The organism is Amycolatopsis sp. lyj-346, from assembly GCF_046548975.1.
Classification (GTDB): Bacteria; Actinomycetota; Actinomycetes; order Mycobacteriales; family Pseudonocardiaceae; genus Amycolatopsis.
In genome coordinates this window covers 253,801-272,315 of the sequence record NZ_JAJPWT010000008.1, presented here as the reverse complement: position 1 = coordinate 272,315, position 18,515 = coordinate 253,801, and the positions used below count along the sequence as shown (strand labels likewise).

At 73.6% G+C, this 18,515-nt stretch carries 4 protein-coding genes; all 4 read right to left on the bottom strand.

Annotated elements, in window-relative coordinates; all coding sequences use genetic code 11:
• Nucleotides 1–2: 2 nt before the first annotated feature.
• From ACLJQE_RS24475 to ACLJQE_RS24460, 4 genes are read right to left on the bottom strand one after another with little or no spacing between them, the layout of a single operon-like run.
• Nucleotides 3–2,000: a hypothetical protein gene (locus ACLJQE_RS24475; RefSeq protein ID WP_410641663.1), complete on the bottom strand. Its 1,998-nt coding sequence runs from the start codon at nt 1,998–2,000 to the stop codon at nt 3–5.
• Entirely contained in the window at nt 1,985–2,809 is an 825-nt protein-coding gene (locus ACLJQE_RS24470) for an ABC transporter ATP-binding protein (RefSeq protein WP_410641662.1), read from the bottom strand. Before ACLJQE_RS24470 ends, ACLJQE_RS24475 begins: the two co-directional genes overlap by 16 nt.
• Nucleotides 2,810–2,854: 45 nt before the next feature.
• The gene (locus ACLJQE_RS24465; RefSeq protein WP_410641661.1) at nt 2,855–7,828 is read right to left on the bottom strand and encodes a type I polyketide synthase; all 4,974 of its coding nucleotides are present in this window, start codon (nt 7,826–7,828) and stop codon (nt 2,855–2,857) included.
• Nucleotides 7,825–18,507 (bottom strand): type I polyketide synthase, encoded by a 10,683-nt coding sequence (locus ACLJQE_RS24460; RefSeq protein ID WP_410641660.1) that lies wholly within the window; start codon nt 18,505–18,507, stop codon nt 7,825–7,827. The genes ACLJQE_RS24465 and ACLJQE_RS24460 overlap by 4 nt, the downstream gene beginning before the upstream one ends.
• Nucleotides 18,508–18,515 lie beyond the last annotated feature (8 nt).

Genomic DNA, 18,515 nt, shown 5'->3' with positions numbered 1-18,515 from the left:
GTTCAGTCGGCCTTGACCTTCTCCCGCTGCCCGCTCCGGTCGGCGGTGCGCCGGAAGGACGGCTTCCCCCCGGCCGGCGGGCGGCCGAACCGGCCGCCGTTGGGCGGCGACAGCCGGCCCGGGTACTTCCGGCCCAGGTAGAAGGCCACGCTGAGGATGGCGACGCCGACCACGATCATCAGGGCGATCACCGGCCACTGCCACGCCTCGGGCAGGTACAGCGCGAGGAACCACGAGTGCGGTGCGTCGTCATCGGACAGCTTGAGGAACGCCGGGATCAGCCCCTGCGGGAAGATCGGCACCCAGCAGACGATCAGGCAGGTGACCGCCACGACGGCAGGCCACACCGGACCGAGGTCCTCCGGCGACGCCTCCCGGTCCGGCTCCCCGGCCACGCCCGCGCCGAGCGGGGTGACCCCACGCACGGTGCTGCGGTGCCCGGACCGCATGAGGTGCAGCAGGTCCGGCCCGTGCGATTCGAGGCGGCGGTGGGCGATCCGGCCGAACAGCCAGGCCGCCAGCGCGCCCGACGCGATCCCGGCCGGCACCCCGAGCCAGCTCAGCGCCGGCGAGCCGGTGTCCGAGCCGAGCCGCAGCAGCACGAACGTCGGCGTGCAGGTGAGGGCGACCAGCGCGAGGGCCGCGAGGACCTGGACGGCGTCGATGCTGTTCTCCCAGACGCCACTCCCCCGGCGCTGCGGGTCGCTCATCGGGACGAGCATGAACACCGACACCAGCACCACCGCGCCGGCGCCGGCACCGAGCGCGGCCGCGGTCAGGCCGAGGGCCCACGGCCACGCCCAGGTGATCCCGGACAGGGCGGTGAACACCACGCAGAGCAGGAGCGCCACCGGGGCGACCACGATCAGCCAGGCGAACTGCCTGCCCCGCACGTCGACGCGGGCACCGCCGGGCGTCACCAGCGTCAGCCACAGCGCGGTGCCGTCGGTGGCGTGCAGGTTGGCGATGACCGCGGTCATCCACAACACCACGCTCACGCCGGTCCACGGCAGGAAGCTCCGCTCGTCGAGCAGCAGCGGGGCCACCGTCTGCAGTGCGCCGTAGACGAAGGCGAACACGAAGAACTGGGTCCTCGTCGTGTCGCGGAACCACGTCAGGACCTCCTTGACCACGAAGCCGCCGACCGGGGTCGTCCGCCGGCCGCCGGTGGTCTCCGGGGTGGTCTTCCGGCGCGCGGACACGGTCGTGTGCCCGCCGCCACCCGTGGTGATCTCCTTGACCAGCAGCCTCGCCCACAGGAGCAGCAGCAGGACGTCCACGACCAGCAACGCGGCCAGCAGGCCGAGCCCGGCCACCCAGTCCGACCGGGCGGCCCCGTCCACGGCGACCAGGCCCCAGCCCGAGGGCAGGATCCGCACGACCGTCGCGAACGCCGGCGAGAACCCGTTGGCCAGCGCCGAGCCGATCGCCGGGCTGATGGCCCAGATCGAGCTCGCCGCGGCCATCAGCACCCCGGTGAACAACCCGGACAGCACCGCGCTCGAGCGGGACCGCACGACCTGGCCGCGCAGCGACGAGATCACCCGCGACACCAGCACCACCAGCGCCAGCTGCAGCACCACCGCGGGCACCGCGACCACGGCGGCGGCGAAGCTCAGCTTCGCGCCGTAGACGATCAACGCGGCGAAGGCGACCAGGCTGACCAGTGGCGTGACCCCGATGAAGCCGGCGCCGAGCAGGCCCGCGGCCAGTTTCCGCGGCGGGATCGGGTACAGCGCGAAGTGTTCCGGCCGGAGCTCGGAGTCGCCACCGCCGAACATCAGCGGGCCGAACGCCCAGAACAGCAGCCACAGCCCGAAGAGAACGGCCAGCACGTCACCGGACACCGACGGCACGGCGAAGTCGACGCCGGCGGCGTAGACGGTCGCCGCCGCGAGGAGCAGCCCGGCGAGCGCGCCCATCAGCAGCTGGACGGCGCGCTGGCCGGACATCGACCGGCGCAGCAGCGCCAGCTTCAGCTTGATCAGGAGCTCAACCACGTCAGCCCCTCCGTCCCGCCGACGTGACCACCGACGAGCTGGACGAACCGGCCTTCCAGGGAGACGTCGCCCGACACCTCGGCGGTCGGGCCCGCGGCGACGACGCGGCCGGCGGAGACGACCGCGACCTGGTCGCAGAGCTGCTCGACCACGGCCATCACGTGGCTGGAGAACACCACCGTGCCGCCGGACCGGACGAACCGCCGCAGGATGGTCTTGATGGTCGCCCCGGACACCGGGTCGACCGCCTCCAGCGGTTCGTCGAGGACCAGCAGCCGCGGCGCGTGCAGCAGCGCCGCGGCCAGGCCGATCTTCTTGCGCATACCGGTCGAGTACTCACCGATCAGCGTCCGGTCGGCGCCGTCGAGCTCCAGCACCGCGAGCAGCTCGTCACCGCGCTCGGCCACCGCGGCGGCGTCCATCCCGCGCAGCGCGCCGGCGAAGGTGAGCATCTCCCGGCCGGTGAGCCGCTCCGGCATGGCCAGCCCGTCGGGCAGGACCCCCAGCAGTGCCTTGGCCCGGACCGGGTCGGCCCACACGTCGACACCGAACTGCCGGACCTGGCCCGCGTCGGGCCGCAGCAGCCCGACCGCCATCGACAGCATCGTCGTCTTGCCGGCGCCGTTGGGACCGACCAGCCCGAAGAAACTGCCGGCGGGGACGACGAGATCGACGTCGTCCACCGCGACCTTGTGCCCGAACGCTTTCCTGAGCCCGGCGACCTCGAGCGCGTGCTGCTGTTCCGGTGCCGCTGCCGGCTTCTTCCCGGCGTTCGCGTCCGCGGTCGACGCCGGTTCCGTCTGGCTCAATTTCGTCTCTCTCCGCTCAGACCACCCACCCCAGCGGTGGTGTGGTCAAGATATACCGAACTTCTTGCCGAGCAGGGCGAACATTTCGTCATCCGTGGCCTCTTCGAGGTCTTCACCCGCGGATTCCAATGCTTCTTCGCGAAGGGTCTGCCAGTTCGCGACGAGCGACTGCATCCGCATCGCCACCCGGGTGCGCCCCGGGTCGTCCGGCCCGACCGCGGCGAGCGCGGTCTCGATCCGGTCCAGTTCCGCCAGCGCGGCCGTGGCGACCGTGTCGCCGTCGCGCATCACCTTTTCCAGGAGGAATTCGGCGAGCTCCTTCGGCGTCGGGTAATCGAACGCCAAGGTGACCGGCAGCCGCAATCCGGTTTTCACCACCATGCGGTTGCGGAGTTCGACCGCGGTGACGGAGTCGAAGCCGATATCCGGGAACGCCCGCTTCGGCGCGACGGCCTCCGGACCGGTGAAGTTGAGCACCGACGCGACCTGTTCCCGCACCATTTCCAGCAGCGCCGAGTTCTGTTCGGCTTCGGTGAGCCCGGCGAGCCGCTGGACCAGTGCCGACGACTCGTCGACGGCGTCGGACCCGGTGCCGCCGGTGGCGCGGACGAGCGCCTGCACGTCCGAGACGTCGGACAGCAGCGGGCTGTTCCGGGTCGCGGTGAACGCGACGAAGAACCGCTCCCAGTCGATGTCGGCGATCAGCAGCCCGGTTTCGTCCCGCTCCAGCGCGTCGTGCAGCGCGGTGGTGGCCAGCTCCGGGGCCATTTCGCGCAGGCCGTGCCGGCGCAGGGCTTCCCCGAACGGACCGTCGGCCATGCCGCCGCCGCCCCAGGCGCCCCACGCCACCGCGGTCGCCGGCAGGCCCTGGGTCCGGCGGTACTGCGCGAAGGCGTCGAGGTAGGCGTTGCCCGGCGAGTAGTTGCCCTGTCCCGGGGTGCCGACGATGCCGCCGAACGAGGAGAACAGGACGAACGCCGACAGGTCGAGGTCCTTGGTCAGCTCGTGCAGGTTCGCCGCGGCGAGCGCCTTCGCGTGCAGGGAGTTCTCGAACTGGCCGACGTTGAAGCTGTTGATCAGGCCGTCGTCCAGCACCGCGGCGGTGTGCACGACCGCGGTCAGCGGCTGCGCCGCCGGGATCGACGCGATCAGGCCGGCCAGCGCGTCCCGGTCACCGGCGTCGCAGGCCGCCACCGTGACCCGGCTGCCCAGCGCGGTGAGCTCGTCCCGCAGGTCCGCCGCGCCCGGCGCGTCCGGCCCACGACGGCTGACGAGCACCAGGTGCTCGGCCCCGGAGCGGGCCAGCCAGCGGGCGACCTGCCCGCCGAGGGCGCCGGTGCCACCGGTGATCAGCGTCGTGCCCGAGGGCTGCCACGAGCGGACCGCCTTCGCGCCACCAGAGCGCGACCGCGTGATCCGGCGGACGAACGTGCCGGACGAGCGGATCGCGAGCTGGTCTTCGGCACCCGCGCCGGCGAGCACGGCACCGAGCATCTCGGCCGCGCGCTTGTCGAGCTCCGCGGGCAGGTCGACGAGCCCGGCCCAGCGGTCGGGGTGTTCCAGGGCGGCCACCCGGCCCAGGCCCCAGGTCATCGCCTGCAGCGGCCCGGTCAGCGGGTCGACCGGGCTCACCGAGACCGCGCCCCGCGTGGCGCACCAGAGCGGGGCGTCGACGAACGCGTCGCCGAGCGCCTGCACGAGACCGACCGTCCCGCCGAAACCACGGGGCACCGACGGGTGGTCGTCCTTCGGGGTTTCGTCGAGCGCCAGCAGCGACAGCACGCCGGTCACCTCGACCCCGGCCGGCAGCCGGACGAGCGCCTCGTCGACCTTCACCACCAGCGAGTCGCGGTCCATCTCGTCGCCGGCCACGACGACCGTGACGACCTCGGCCCCGTGCCCGGCCAGTACCCCGGCGCACACCGCCGTCGTCTCCGGCTCGGTGGCGGGCGCCACGAGCAGCCAGGTTCCCGACGGCTTCGCCGCCGTCGCCCCGGCGAGCGGCTTCCACGTGACGTGGTAGCGCCAGTCGTCCGCGACGGCCTTGGCTTCGCTGCGCTTGTGCCACGACGACAACGCCGGGAGCACCACGCCGAGCGACTCGCGCACGGCGCCGTCCGCGCCCAGGGTGTCGGCGAGTGACGTCAGGTCGCCCTGTTCGACGGCCGCCCAGAACCCCGAATCGGCCGTGGCGGACCCGCTGACGGCGGTGTCCTCCCGGTGCACGATGGCGTCATCGATCCAGTACCGCTCGTGCTGGAAGGCGTAGGTGGGCAGGTCGACCCGGCGGGGCCGGTGCCCGGCGTGGAGCGCCGCCCAGTCGACGCGGACGCCCTTGGTGTGGGCGGTCGCGAGCGCGGTCAGGAACTGCGCCGGCTCGTCGCGCTCGCGCTGCAGCGTGCCCAGCGCGACCGCGTCGCTTTCGGCGGCGTCGAAGGTGTCGTTGAGCGCCATCGTCAGCACCGGGTGCGGGCTGATCTCGAGGAAGACCGGGTAGCCCTGGGCCAGCAGCGCTTCGGTGGCGGTGTGGAACCGCACCGGGTTGCGCAGGTTGCGGTACCAGTAACCGGCGTCGAGCTCGGTGGTCTCGAGCAGGTCCCCGGTGAGCGTGGAGTAGAACGGCACCGACCCGGCCTGGGGGCTGATGCCCGCGAGCACGGTGTCGAGTTCCTTCTCCAGCTCTTCGACCTGGACGGAATGGGACGCGTAGTCCACCGCGACGCGCTTGGCGCGCACGCCCCGCTCCTCGCACCACGCCACGACTTCGTCCAGGCCGGTCGGGTCGGACGAGACGACCACCGAGGCGGGGCCGTTGACCGCGGCGACTGCGACCCGGCCGTCCCACAGCGGGACCTGGTCGGCGGGCAGGGCGACGGACACCATGCCGCCACCGCCGGCCAGCGCCCGCAGCGCCCGCGACCGCAGCGCGACGACCTTGGCGCCGTCGTCGAGCGACAGCGCGCCCGCGACGCACGCCGCGGCGATCTCACCCTGCGAGTGCCCCACGACCGCGCCCGGCTCCACGCCGCACGACTGCCAGAGCCGCGCCAGGGAGACCATGACCGCCCACAGCACCGGCTGCACGACGTCGACGCGGGCCAGCATCGCCGGGTCGGCGAGGACCACCGACAGCGACCACGGCACCCACACCGACAGCGCCTGTTCGCATTCCGTCATCGCCTCCGCGAACACCTCGGAGGACTCCATCAGGCCGGCCGCCATGCCGACCCACTGGGCGCCCTGCCCCGGGAAGACGAACACCGGGCGCACGGACCGGCCCGCGGTGCCCCGCACGAACGCCGGTCCGTCCTTGCCCGCGGCGATCCGGCCGAGTGCCTCGACGGCTTCGTCACGGCCGGTGGCGAGCACCACGGCGCGGTGGTCGAAGCAGGCCCGGCTCGTGGCGAGCGAATAGCCCACGTCGGGCAGCCGCAGGTCCGGGTTCGCCGTCAGGTGCGCGCGCAGCCGGGCGGCCTGGGCGCGCAGCGACTGCTCGGAGTTGCCCGACACCACCAGCGGCACGGCCGCCACGGTCAGCGGCGAGCCGTCCCCTTCGGCGGGCTCGGGGGCCTCGGTGTCCTCGGGCGCGGCCTGCTCCAGGATGACGTGCGCGTTGGTACCGCTCACCCCGAACGACGACACCCCGGCGCGGCGCGGCTTGCCGGTCTCCGGCCACGGCGTCGGCTCGGTGACCAGCGCCAGCTCGCCGGAGGACCAGTCGACGTACTCCGACGGGTGCTCCACGTGCAGGGTCGGGGGCAGCACGCCGTGCTGGACGGCCAGCACCATCTTCACCAGCCCGGCCGCGCCGGCCGCCGCCTGGGTGTGCCCGATGTTGGACTTGACCGATCCCAGCCACAGGGGGTCCTTGCCGGCCCGGTTCTTGCCGTAGGTCGCCAGCAGGGCCCGCGCCTCGATCGGGTCGCCGAGCTTCGTCCCCGTTCCGTGTGCCTCGACGGCGTCGACCTGCGCCGGCGAGAGCCGGGCGTCCTCGAGCGCGCGCAGGATCACCTTCTGCTGGGCGCGGCCGCTCGGCGCGGTCAGCCCGTTCGACGCGCCGTCCTGGTTGATCGCGGAGCCACGGAGAACGGCGAGCACCGGTCGGCCGTTGCGCCGGGCGTCGGACAGGCGCTCGGTCAGGACCACGGCGAGGCCCTCGCCCCAGCCGGTGCCGTCGGCGTTGGCGGCGAACGCCTTGCAGCGGCCGTTCCCGGAGAGCCCGCGCTGCCGGCTGAACTCGGTGAAGGCGCCGGGGTTGGCCATCAGCGTGATGCCGCCGACCAGCGCCATCGAGCATTCCTGCTTGCGCAGCGACTGCGCCGCGAGGTGCAGCGCCACCAGCGAGGACGAGCAGGCGGTGTCGATGGTGACCGCGGGACCGTTCAACCCGAAGGTGTAGGCGATCCGGCCGGACGCGACGCTCGTGGTGTTGCCGGTGCCGAGGTACAGCTCGGTGCCCTCCGGCGGAACCGTGACCGACGTGCCGTAACCCTGCGGGGTCATCCCGACGAACACGCCGGTTTCGGTGTTGCGCAGGGAGTTCATGTCGATGCCCGCCCGTTCGACGGCCTCCCAGGACGCCTCCAGCAGCAGCCGCTGCTGCGGGTCCATCGCGAGGGCCTCACGCGGTGAGATCCCGAAGAACTCCGGGTCGAACTGGGCGAGGTCGTGGACGAAGCCGCCCTCCAGCGCGTAGCTGCGCGCGGGTTCGCTGGGGTCGCGGAAGAACAGGTCCTCGAAGTTCCAGCCCCGGTCCTCGGGGAACGACGTGAGCGCGTCGACCCCGGACATCATCAGCTGCCACAGCTGTTCGGGGGTGCCGACGCCGCCGGGGAAGCGGCAGCTCATCGCGGTGATGGCGATGGGCTCGTAGTCGCGTTCTTCGGCGGAACGCAGCCGCCCCTTGGTTTCCTGCAGCTCGGTGGTGACCTTTTTGAGGAAGTACCGGAGCTTTTCGTCCTCGGACATGGTTTCGCTGACCCCTTCGACGTGGCTGGTCGGTCGTCGCCGACTGTTCATGAGATGCCGAACTCGGTGCCGAGGAACTCGAAGATCTCCTCGTCGCTGGCCGAGTCGATGTCCTGCTGGCCGGCCGTTTCCGGCACCACAGCCCTGGTGTCCCCCCACTTGGACATCAGGTCGTGCAAGCGCGTGGTGATCCGCACGCGTTCGGTGTCGTCCTGGCCGACGCCGGTCAGCAGCTCCTCCAGCCGGTCGATCCCGGCCAGCACCGGCGCGTTCGACGCCGGTCCGGCCGGCACCATCTCGGTGCGGAGGTGCTCCGCCAGTTCGGACGGCGTCGGGAAGTCGAACACCAGCGTGGCCGGCAGCCGCAGCCCGGTCGCCGCGCTCAGCCGGTTGCGGAGGTCGACGGCGAGGAGCGAGTCGAAGCCGAGCTTCTTGAACACCCCGTCCGGGTCCACCTCGTCCGGCCGGTTGAGGCCGAGCACGGCCGCCACGCGGACCCGGACCAGGTCGAGCACGACCCGGTCGCGTTCCTGTTCGGACAGTCCCGCGAGCCGGTGCGCCAGCGAGGTTCCGCCGTCACCGGCACCGTCGGCGTCCGCGGCGCGCGGTGCCGCCCCGCGGACGAGCTTGCGCATCAGCGGCGGGAGCGAACCCGCCGCCGCCTGCGCTCGCATGGCCGTGAGGTCCAGCCGGGCCGGGACGAGGACCGGCTCGTCGACGAGGCGGGCCAGGTCGAACAGCGCCACCCCTTCGTCCTCGGTCAGGCCGGTGAACCCGGCGCGCGTCATCCGGCGCCGGTCCATGTCGGTCAGGTGCCCGGTCATGCCGCTGCCCCGGGCCCAGAAGCCCCAGGCCAGCGCGGTGCCGGCCAGGCCGCTCGCGCCGCGGTGGTGCGCGAGCGCTTCGAGGAAGGCGTTGGCGGCGGCGTAGTTGCCCTGTCCCGAGCTGCCGAAGACACCGGCCGCGGAGGAGAACACGATGAACGCCGCCAGGTCCTTCGTCACGTGGTGCAGGTTCACCGCGGCGTCGACCTTCGGCCGCAGCACCGCCGACACCTGCGTCTCGTTCAGCGTTCCGGCCACCCCGTCTTCGAGGACCCCGGCCGCGTGGACGACGGCGGTCAGCGGGTGTTCGGCCGGTACCGACGCCACCACCGCGGCCAGCTCGTCGCGGTTCGCCGCGTCACAGGCCACGACCGAAACGGCGGCGCCCGCGGCCTCGAGTTCGGCGATCAGATCGGCGACGCCGGGGGCGTCCGGGCCGCGCCGGCTCAGCAGCAGCAGGTGCCGGACGCCGTGCCGGGCCACGAGGTGCCGCGCGAACACCGCGCCGAGCATCCCGGTGCCGCCGGTGACGAGCACCGTCCCGTCCGGGGCGAGCTCGACGGCGCTCGCCTGCTCCGCCGGGGTGGCCCGCACCAGCCGTGGCGCGAGGACCGCGCCCGAACGCACCGCCAGCTGGGGCTCCGGCGCGCCGATCGCCGACGGGAGGTTCGTCCACGACGTGTCGTTGCCGTCGACGTCGAGCAGGGTCAACCGGCCGGGCTCCTCCGCCTGTGCGGACCGGACGAGCCCCCACACCGCGGCCGCGGCCAGGTCCGGCACGTCCTCGCCCTGCCGGGCGGCCACCGCGCCCGACGTCAGCACCACGAGCCGCGACGAGCCGAACCGCTCGTCTTCCAGCCACTGCTGGATCACCGTGAGGACGTCCAGCACGAGCGTGTGCACGGAACCGGCGTCGACCCCGGCCGAGGAGGCGGCCGGGAGGAACACGACGTCGGGGGCGGGCGAGGTGTCGGTGATCGCCGCGCCGAGCTCGGTGAGGTCGGCGTACGGCGTGCTGTCCACCCCGGCCGCGGCCAGGTTCGCCGGCGCCGCGCCGACCACCGCCCAGCGGCGGCCGGACGACGGCGTGGTGGCGCCGAGCGGCACCCAGTCGATCGTGAAGAGCGAGTCCTGGCGCGGGCCCGCGGCCGCCTTGAGCTGGTCGGGCTCGATGGTGCGCAGGTCCAGCGACGCGATCGTCGCGACCGGCGCGCCGGTCGCGTCCGCGACCTCGAACGCGACACCGGAGGTTCCGGTGGGCGAAAGCCGCGCCCGCAGGGTGGCCGCCCCCGTGGCGTGCAGGGTCACCCCCTGCCAGGCGAACGGGAGGCGGGCCTTGCCGGCGTCGTCGTCCTTCTGGCCGATGCTCAGCAGGCCCAGCCCGGTCGCCTGCAGCGCCGAGTCGAGCAGCGCGGGGTGCAGGCCGAAGTCCCCGGCGTCGTTCGCGTCGTCGGGCAGCGCGACCTCGACGAAGACGTCGCCGTCGCGCTCCCACGCCGCACGCAGGCCGCGGAACATCGGCCCGTAGGCGTACCCGTTTTCGGCGGCGGACTCGTAGAAGCCGCCGAGGTCCAGCGCGTTCGCCCCGGCCGGTGGCCAGGTGCCGAGGTCGAAGGTCCCGGCGGCGCCGGTGTCGGCCAGTACCCCGGTGGCGTGCCGGAGCCAGGACTGGTCGTGGTCGCCTTCGTCGGGCCGCGAGTGCACGGAGAAGGAGCGCCGTCCGTTCTGGTCGAGGGGACCGACCGTGATCTGGACGTGCGTGCCGCCCTCCTCCGGGAGGACGAGCGGCGCCTCGAGGACGAGCTCCTGCACCGTTTCGCAGCCGACTTCGCGGGCGACGCGGGTGGAGATTTCGAGGAACCCGGTGCCCGGCACCAGAATCGTGCCCATGACCAGGTGCTCGGCGATCCACGGGTGGGTCTGCGCGGACAGCCGCCCGCTGAAGAGGTACCCCGCACCGTCGGCGAGCGGGACCCCGGCAGCGACCATCGGGTGCGCCACGACGGAGAGCCCGATGGACGCGGCGTCGCCGGCCGCCCCGGCCGGGATCCGCAGCCAGTAGTGCTCGTTGTCGAAGGCGTACGTGGGCAGGTCGACCCGCCGCGGCCGGTGCCCGGCGAAGAAGGCCGCCCAGTCGACGCCGACGCCCTTGGTGTGCGCCTCGCCCAGCGCGGTCGAGAACTGCGTGGGCTCGTCGCGGTCGCGCTGCAACGTCCCCAACGCGACCGCGTCACTGCCCACGGCGTCGAAGGTGTCGCTGAGCGCCATCGTCAGCACCGGATGCGGGCTCATCTCCAGGAACACGTTGTGTCCCTGAGCCAGCAACGCCTCGGCGGCCGTGTGGAACAGCACCGGGTTGCGCAGATTCCGATACCAGTAACCGGAATCGAGTTCGTTGGTGTCGAGCAGATCCCCGGTCAACGTGGAATAGAACGGCACACTCCCGCTACGGGGACTGATCCCCGCCAGCACCGTGTCGAGCTCCTTCTCCAACTCCTCCACTTGAGGGGAGTGCGACGCATAATCCACCGCGATCCGCTTGGCACGCACCTCTCGCTCGTCACACCACGAAAGGATCTTTTCCACCCCAGCCGGATCCGCCGACACGACCACCGAGGCGGGACCGTTGATCGCCGCGACCGCGACAAAGTCCGGGACCTCGTCGGCCGGCAACGCGACCGACACCATTCCCCCGCCACCGGCCAGCGCCCGGATCGCCAACGACCGCAGGGCAACCACCTTCGCGCCGTCCTCCAGGGACAACGCACCCGCCACACACGCCGCGGCGATCTCACCCTGCGAATGCCCGACAACAGCGCCCGGCTGCACACCACACGCCTGCCAGAGGCGGGCCAGCGACACCATCACCGCCCACAAGGCCGGCTGCACCACATCAACGCGGGCCAACATCTCCGAATCGGCGAGCACTCGAGTCAGCGACCACGGCACCCACTTCGACAGCGCCTGCTCACACTCGGCCATCGCACCCGCGAACACCGGAGACGACTCGAGCAACCCCGTCGCCATGCCGATCCACTGCGCACCCTGCCCGGGGAACACGAACACCGGCTTGCCGGGGGTGCCGGCCACACCCGTCACCAGGCCGGGGGCTTCGTCCCCGGCCGCGAGCGCGGAGAGCCCGTTCAGCAGCGCGTCGCGGCCGGTGCCGACCACGACCGCGCGGTGCTCGAACCGCGCCCGGCTCGTCGCCAGGGAGAAGCCGAGGTCCGCGTCGGTGCCGGACACGTCGCCCTCGACAAGGGCCGTGTGCAGCCGCGCGGCCTGGTTGCGCAGGGCGCGGGCCGTCCGGGCCGACAGGACGAAGGGGGTCGCGGGGCCGGTGAGCACGGCCGGGTCGCCGGGCCCGGCCGGGGTGACCGGCTCCGCGGGCGCCTGCTCGATGATGGCGTGCGCGTTGGTGCCGCTGATGCCGAACGAGGACACCGCGGCCCGGCGCGGCTCGCCGGTTTCCGGCCACGGCGTCGCCTCCCGCAGGAGCGAAACCGCGCCCGAGGTCCAGTCGACGTGCGACGTGGGCTCGTCGAGGTGCAGGCTGCGCGGCAGCACACCGTGCCGGATCGCCAGCACCACCTTGATCACCCCGGCGATCCCGGCGGCGGCCTGCGCGTGCCCGATGTTCGACTTGATCGACCCCAGCCAGAGCGGGTGGGCACGCTCCTGCCCGTAGGTCGCGAGCACGGCCTGCGCTTCGATCGGGTCACCCAGCACGGTGCCGGTGCCGTGCGCTTCGACCGCGTCGACCTGGCTCGGGGCCAGTCCCGCGTTCGCCAGCGCCTGGCGGATCACGCGTTGCTGCGACGGCCCGTTCGGCGCGGTCAGGCCGTTCGACGCGCCGTCCTGGTTGATCGCCGAACCCCGGACCACGGCCAGCACGGGGTGCCCGTTGCGCCGGGCGTCCGAAAGCCGTTCGACGGCCAGGACGCCGATGCCCTCGCTCCAGCCGCTGCCGTCGGCGGCCTCGGCGAACGACTTGCACCGGCCGTCCGGGGCGAGCCCGCCCTGGCCGCTGAGCCCGGCGAACCCGCCGGGGGTCGCCATCACCATCACCCCGGCCGCGAGCGCCATCGAGCACTCCCCCTGGCGCAGGGCCTGCGCCGCGAGGTGCAACGCCACCAGGGACGACGAGCACGCGGTGTCCACCGTGACGGCGGGGCCTTCGAACCCGAAGAAGTACGAGACGCGGCCGGAGATGACGCTCGCCGTGGTCCCGGTGAGGAGGTAGCCCTCGATGCCGTCCGAGGCCTGGCCCAGCAGGCTGGTGTAGTCCTGGCCGCTGGAGCCGACGAACACGCCGGTGTCGCTGCCCCGCAGGGTTTCCGGGTCGATGCCGGCGCGTTCCAGCGACTCCCACGAGGTTTCGAGCAGGAGCCGCTGCTGCGGGTCGGTCGCGGTGGCCTCGCGCGGTGAGATCCCGAAGAACGCGGGGTCGAACTCCCCGGGGTGCTCGAGGAAGCCACCCTGGAGTCCCTGGATGCCCCAGTTGCGGCCGGCGGGCACCTCCGTGACCGCGTCCACGCCGTCGGCGAGCAGCCGCCACAGCTGCTCCGGGGTGTCGACGGCACCGGGCAGCCGGCAGCTCATCCCGATGATCGCGATCGGCTCGCCGGTGTGCACGGCGCCGGCCACGGCGGCGACTTCGACGGGCAGGCCGAGGACCCGCTCGCACAGGTGCCCGGCGAGGTCCGACGGCGTCGGGTAGTCGAACACCGACGTCGACGGCAGGCGCAGCCCGGTCACCTCCTGCAGCCGGTTGCGCATCTCGACCGCCAGCAGCGAGTCGACGCCGAGGTCGCTGAACGCGCGCCGCGGGTCGATCTCCGCGGGCGAGGCGTACCCCAGCACGCCCGCGGCCACGGCGCGCACGACGTCGAGGACCACCCCCACGCGGTCGGGCTCGGGCAGCCCCTGGATGTGCTGCGCCAGCGAAGAAGCCGCGGCCTCACCCGACGCCGCGGCCCGCCGCGCGGGCAGCCGGACCAGGTCCCACAGCACCGGCGGCACGCCGGACCGGGACACCGCGCCGCGCAGGGCGCCGAGGTCGATCCGGGCGGGCACCAGGAGGGCGTCGGCCAGGCCGCAGGTCGTGTCGAACAACGCGAGGCCTTCCTCCGAAGACATCGCGGTGACGCCGGAGCGGCCGATGCGGCCCAGCTGCCGGTCGTCGAGGGTGCCCGCCATCCCGCTCCGGTCGGCCCACAGGCCCCACGCCAGCGAAGTCGCGGCCAGTCCGAGCGAGCGGCGGTGCTGCGCGAGCGCGTCGAGGAAGAAGTTGGCCGCCGAGTAGTTCCCCTGCCCCGGCCCGCCGAAGGTCGCGGCCACCGAGGAGAACATGATGAACGCCGACAGGCCGAGGTCCTTGGTGAGCTCGTGCAGGTGCACCGCGGCGTCGACCTTCGGGCGCAGCACGGCGGCGACGCGGTCCGCGGTGAGCGAGCCGATCACGCCGTCGTCGGTGACGCCCGCGGCGTGCACCACGGCGGCGACCGGGTGGGTCTCGAGCACCGCGGCGAGCGAGTCCCGGTCCGAGACGTCACAGGCGGCGACGGTGACGGTGGCGCCGAGCCCGGTCAGCTCGGCTTCCAGCTCCGCCATGCCCTCGGCCGCCGGCCCGCGCCGGCTGAGCAGCAGCAGCCGCCGCATGCCGCGGGCTTCGACGAGGTGCCGGGCGAAGAGCCGGCCCAGCGTGCCGGTCGCGCCGGTGACCAGCACCGTGCCGTCCGGGTCCATCGGGAAGGGCGGCGGCTCGTCGGGGACGACGGCCCGCACGAGCCGGGGCGCGCGGGCCTGTCCCCCGCGCAGGGCGACCTGGGGTTCGCCGAGCGCCAGCGCGCGGGGCACCGCGCGGCCGGAGGCGGCCGATCCGTCGAGGTCGAGCAGCAGGAACCGGCCCGGGTGCTCGGACTGGGCCGAGCGGATCAGCCCCCAGATCGTGGCCTGCGCGAAGCCTTCGACGCGGTCGTCGGCTGTCGCGCCCAGCGCGTTCCGGGTGACCAGGACGACCCGGGTGTCCTCGAACCGGTCGTCGGAAAGGACTTCCTGCACCAGCTGGAGCACACCGGCGGCACCGGCGTGCGCGGCTTCGACGGACGGCGACGGCGCGGCGCACGGCACCAGCACGGCCGGCGGCATCGCCGCACCGCCGTCGACCGCCGCGCGCAGCGCCGGGAAGTCCGGGTACCGCTCGGCGGCGGGGAGGCCGAACGGGTCGTCGCCCAGCACGGCCCAGCCGGCGGCGCCGGGGTCGGCTCCGGGCAGCTCGGCGAGCGGCCAGTCGACCCGGAACACGGATTCCCGCCGGCCGCTCCGGGCTTGGTCCAGCTGGTCGCGCGACACCGGCCGCAGCACGGCCGCCTCGACCGACGCGACCGGAGCGCCGGTCTGGTCGGCCAGCGCCACCGCGACACCGTCCGCGCCCGCCGGCGAGAGCCGGACCCGCAGTTCGGATGCGCCGGTCGCGTACAACCGCACACCGGTCCACGAGAACGGCAGGCGCTGCCCACCGGGGCCGCCGCCACGGCCGACGTCCTGCATCGCCAGCGAGTGCATGGCCGCGTCGAACAGCGCGGGGTGCAGCTCGAACAGCGCAGCCTCGGCGACGCTCTCGGCCGGCAGGCTCGCCACGGCGAACACGTCGGGGCCGCGCCGCCACACCTTCCGCAGCCCCTGGAAGGCCGGGCCGTAGCCGTAACCGCCCTCGGCCAGCCGTTCGTAGAACTCGACGACCGGGATTTCGGTCGCGCCCGCCGGTGGCCACTCGGTGAAGTCGGCCCAGTCGGGCTCGGCTCCGCCGCCGGTGGCGAGGACACCGCTCGCGTTGCGGGTCCACGGCTGCTCGCCCGTGTCGTCGTCCGGGCGCGAGTACAGCTTCAGCGACCGGTGTCCCGACTCGTCTTCGGCGTCGACGGTCAGCTGCACCGCGAGCCCGCCGCGCTCCGGCAGGATCAGCGGGGTCTCCAGGGTCAGCTCGGCGATCCGGCCGCAGCCCAGCTGATCGCCCGCGCGGATCGCCAGTTCGACGAAGGCGGTGCCCGGCAGCAGCACGGTGTCCAGCACGGTGTGGTCGGCCAGCCACGGGTGGGTCCGCAGCGAAAGCCGGCCGGTGAACAGCGCGCCGTCCCCGTCGGCCCGGGTGACGACCGCGCCCAGCAGCGGGTGGTCCGCGCCGGCCTGCCCGACCGCGGCGACGTCGCCGGGCCGGCCGGCCGACGGCTTCGGCCAGAAGCTCCGGTGCTGGAAGGCATACGTCGGCAGCCCGACCACCTGCCCGCCCGAGCCCTCGAAGAACACCGGCCAGTCGATCCCGGCCCCGCGGGTGAACAGCTGCGCGAGCGCCGCGGTGACCGCGGCGGGTTCGGCGCGGTCCTGGCGCAGGGCCGGGACGAACGCGCAGGCGGTGTCGGCCAGGCAGTCCGCGCCCATCGCCGTGAGGACACCGCCCGGGCCCAGCTCCAGGAACGTGGTGACGCCGAGCCGGCGCATGCACTCGACACCGTCGCCGAAGCGGACCGCCTCGCGGACGTGGCGGACCCAGTACCCGGGCTCGCACAGCTCGGCCGAAGCGAGCTCGCCGGTCAGGTCCGACACGATCGGGATTTCGGGCGCCGAGTAGGTCAGCCCGGCTGCGACCCGCCGGAACTCCTCGAGCATCGCGTCCATCCGCGGGGAGTGGAACGCGTGGCCGACGCGCAGCCGCTTCGCCTTGCCGAACCGGGCGGCCAGCGCGAGCACGGCGTCCTCGTCACCCGAGATGACGACCGACTCCGGGCCGTTCACGGCCGCGATGGCCACGTCGCCGGTCAGCAGCGGCCGGACGTCGGCCTCGGCCGCCCGCAGGGACACCATCGCCCCGCCGGACGGCAGCGCCTGCATCAGCTTCCCGCGCGCGGCCACCAGCGTGGTCGCGTCCTCGAGGGTGAGCACCCCCGCGACGTGGGCCGCGGCCAGCTCGCCGATCGAGTGTCCGAAAAGGACTTCCGGGGTGACGCCCCAGTGCCGCAGCAGCCGGAACAACGCCACTTCGACGGCGAACAGGCCGGCCTGCGTGTACACCGTCCGGTCGACCAGGTCACCACCGTCGAACACGACGTCCTTGACGGGACGGTCGAGGTGGCGGTCGAGTCCGGCGCACACGGCGTCGAACGCCTTCGCGAACACCGGGTACCGCTCGTACAGCCCCCGGCCCATCCCGCCGCGCTGCGCGCCCTGGCCGGAGAAGAGGAATCCCACCTGCGCGTCTTCGACGGCCTCGCCCCGCAGGACGGTGGGCTTGGCGGTGCCGTCGAGGAACGCCCGCAGCCCGTCGAGCAGCTCCTCGCGGTCCGCGCCGAGCACCGCGACGCGCTGCTCCAGGGCGGCACGCGTGGTCGCCAGGGAAAAGCCGACGTCGGCCGGGTCGAGCCCGACGACGTCCACGTGCGACAGGAGCCGCCCGGCCTGTGCCCGCAGGGCCGCTTCGGTCTTCCCGGACAGCACCCACGGCACGACGGCCATCGGGGCGTCCCCGGCGACCGCGACCGGCTCCGGCTGCGGCGCCTGCTCGATGATCACGTGCGCGTTGGTGCCGCTCATCCCGAACGACGAGACGCCGAAGCGCCTCGGTTCGCCGGTCTCCGGCCAGGTGGCCGGTTCGGTCAGCAGGGAAACGCCACCGGTGGACCAGTCCACGTGCGGCGTCGGCTCGTCGACGTGCAGGGTGCGGGGCAGCGTGCCGTGCCGCATCGCCAGCACCATCTTCATGACCCCGGCGACCCCGGCCGCGGCCTGGGTGTGGCCGATGTTCGACTTGATCGAGCCCAGCAGCAAGGGCCGCCCGGCCGGCCGGCCCTTGCCGTAGGTGGCCAGCAGGGCCTGCGCCTCGATCGGGTCGCCGAGCACGGTGCCGGTGCCGTGCGCTTCGACCGCGTCGATCTGTTCGGTGGCCAGGCCGGCGTTGGCCAGCGCCTGCAGGATCACCCGTTGCTGGGACGGCCCGTTCGGCGCCGTCAAGCCGTTCGACGCGCCGTCGGAGTTGATCGCCGACCCCCGCAGCACCGCGAGCACGTCGTGGCCGTGGCGACGGGCGTCCGAGAGCCGTTCCAGCACCAGCAGCCCGGCGCCTTCGCCCCAGCCCGTGCCGTCGGCGGCCTTGGCGAACGCCTTGCAACGCCCGTCCGTCGACAGCCCGCCCTGCCTGCCGAACTCGACGAACACCGACGGTGTCGCCATGGTGGTCGCGCCACCGGCCAGCGCCAGCGAACACTCGTCCTGGCGCAGGGCGTGCGCGGCGAGGTGCAGGGCGACCAGCGACGCGGAGCACGCGGTGTCCACGGTCACCGACGGGCCTTCGAGGCCGAACACGTAGGAGACGCGCCCGGACAGCACGCTGGCCGCGGTCCCGGTCAGGGCGTGGCCTTCGGCGCCGTCGGCGGCGAGCTGCGCCACCATGCCGTAGTCCTGGCCCGAGGTGCCCGCGAACACGCCGACCCGTTCGCCGCGCAGCGACAGCGGGTCGATCCCCGCGCGTTCGAACGCCTCCCACGACGTCTCGAGCAGCAGCCGTTGCTGCGGGTCCATCGCCAGCGCCTCACGCGGGCTGATCCCGAACAGCTCCGGGTCGAAGTCCGCCGCGGGGATGAACCCGCCGGACGGCCGCGGCTGCCCGTCGTCGGGCGCGCCCGCTTCCCAGCCTCGATCGGCCGGGACCGGCGTGAGTGCGTCGCGGCCTTCGGCGAGCAGTTCCCAGAGTTGCTCCGGGGTGCTCACCCCGCCGGGGAACCGGCAGCTCATGCCGACGATCGCGATGGGTTCCTGCCGGCCCGCTTCCACGTCACGCAACCGCTGGCGCGTCTGGTGGAGGTCGGCCGCGACCCGCTTGAGGTAGTCGAGGATCTTTTCGTCGTCCGCCATTGGCCGCT

What these genes read in the sequence shown, in the direction of transcription:
- ACLJQE_RS24465 (WP_410641661.1), bottom strand. Translation starts at nt 7,828, where the DNA reads ATGAACAGTCGGCGACGACCGACCAGCCACGTCGAAGGGGTCAGCGAA.
- ACLJQE_RS24460 (WP_410641660.1), bottom strand. Translation starts at nt 18,507, where the DNA reads ATGGCGGACGACGAAAAGATCCTCGACTACCTCAAGCGGGTCGCGGCC.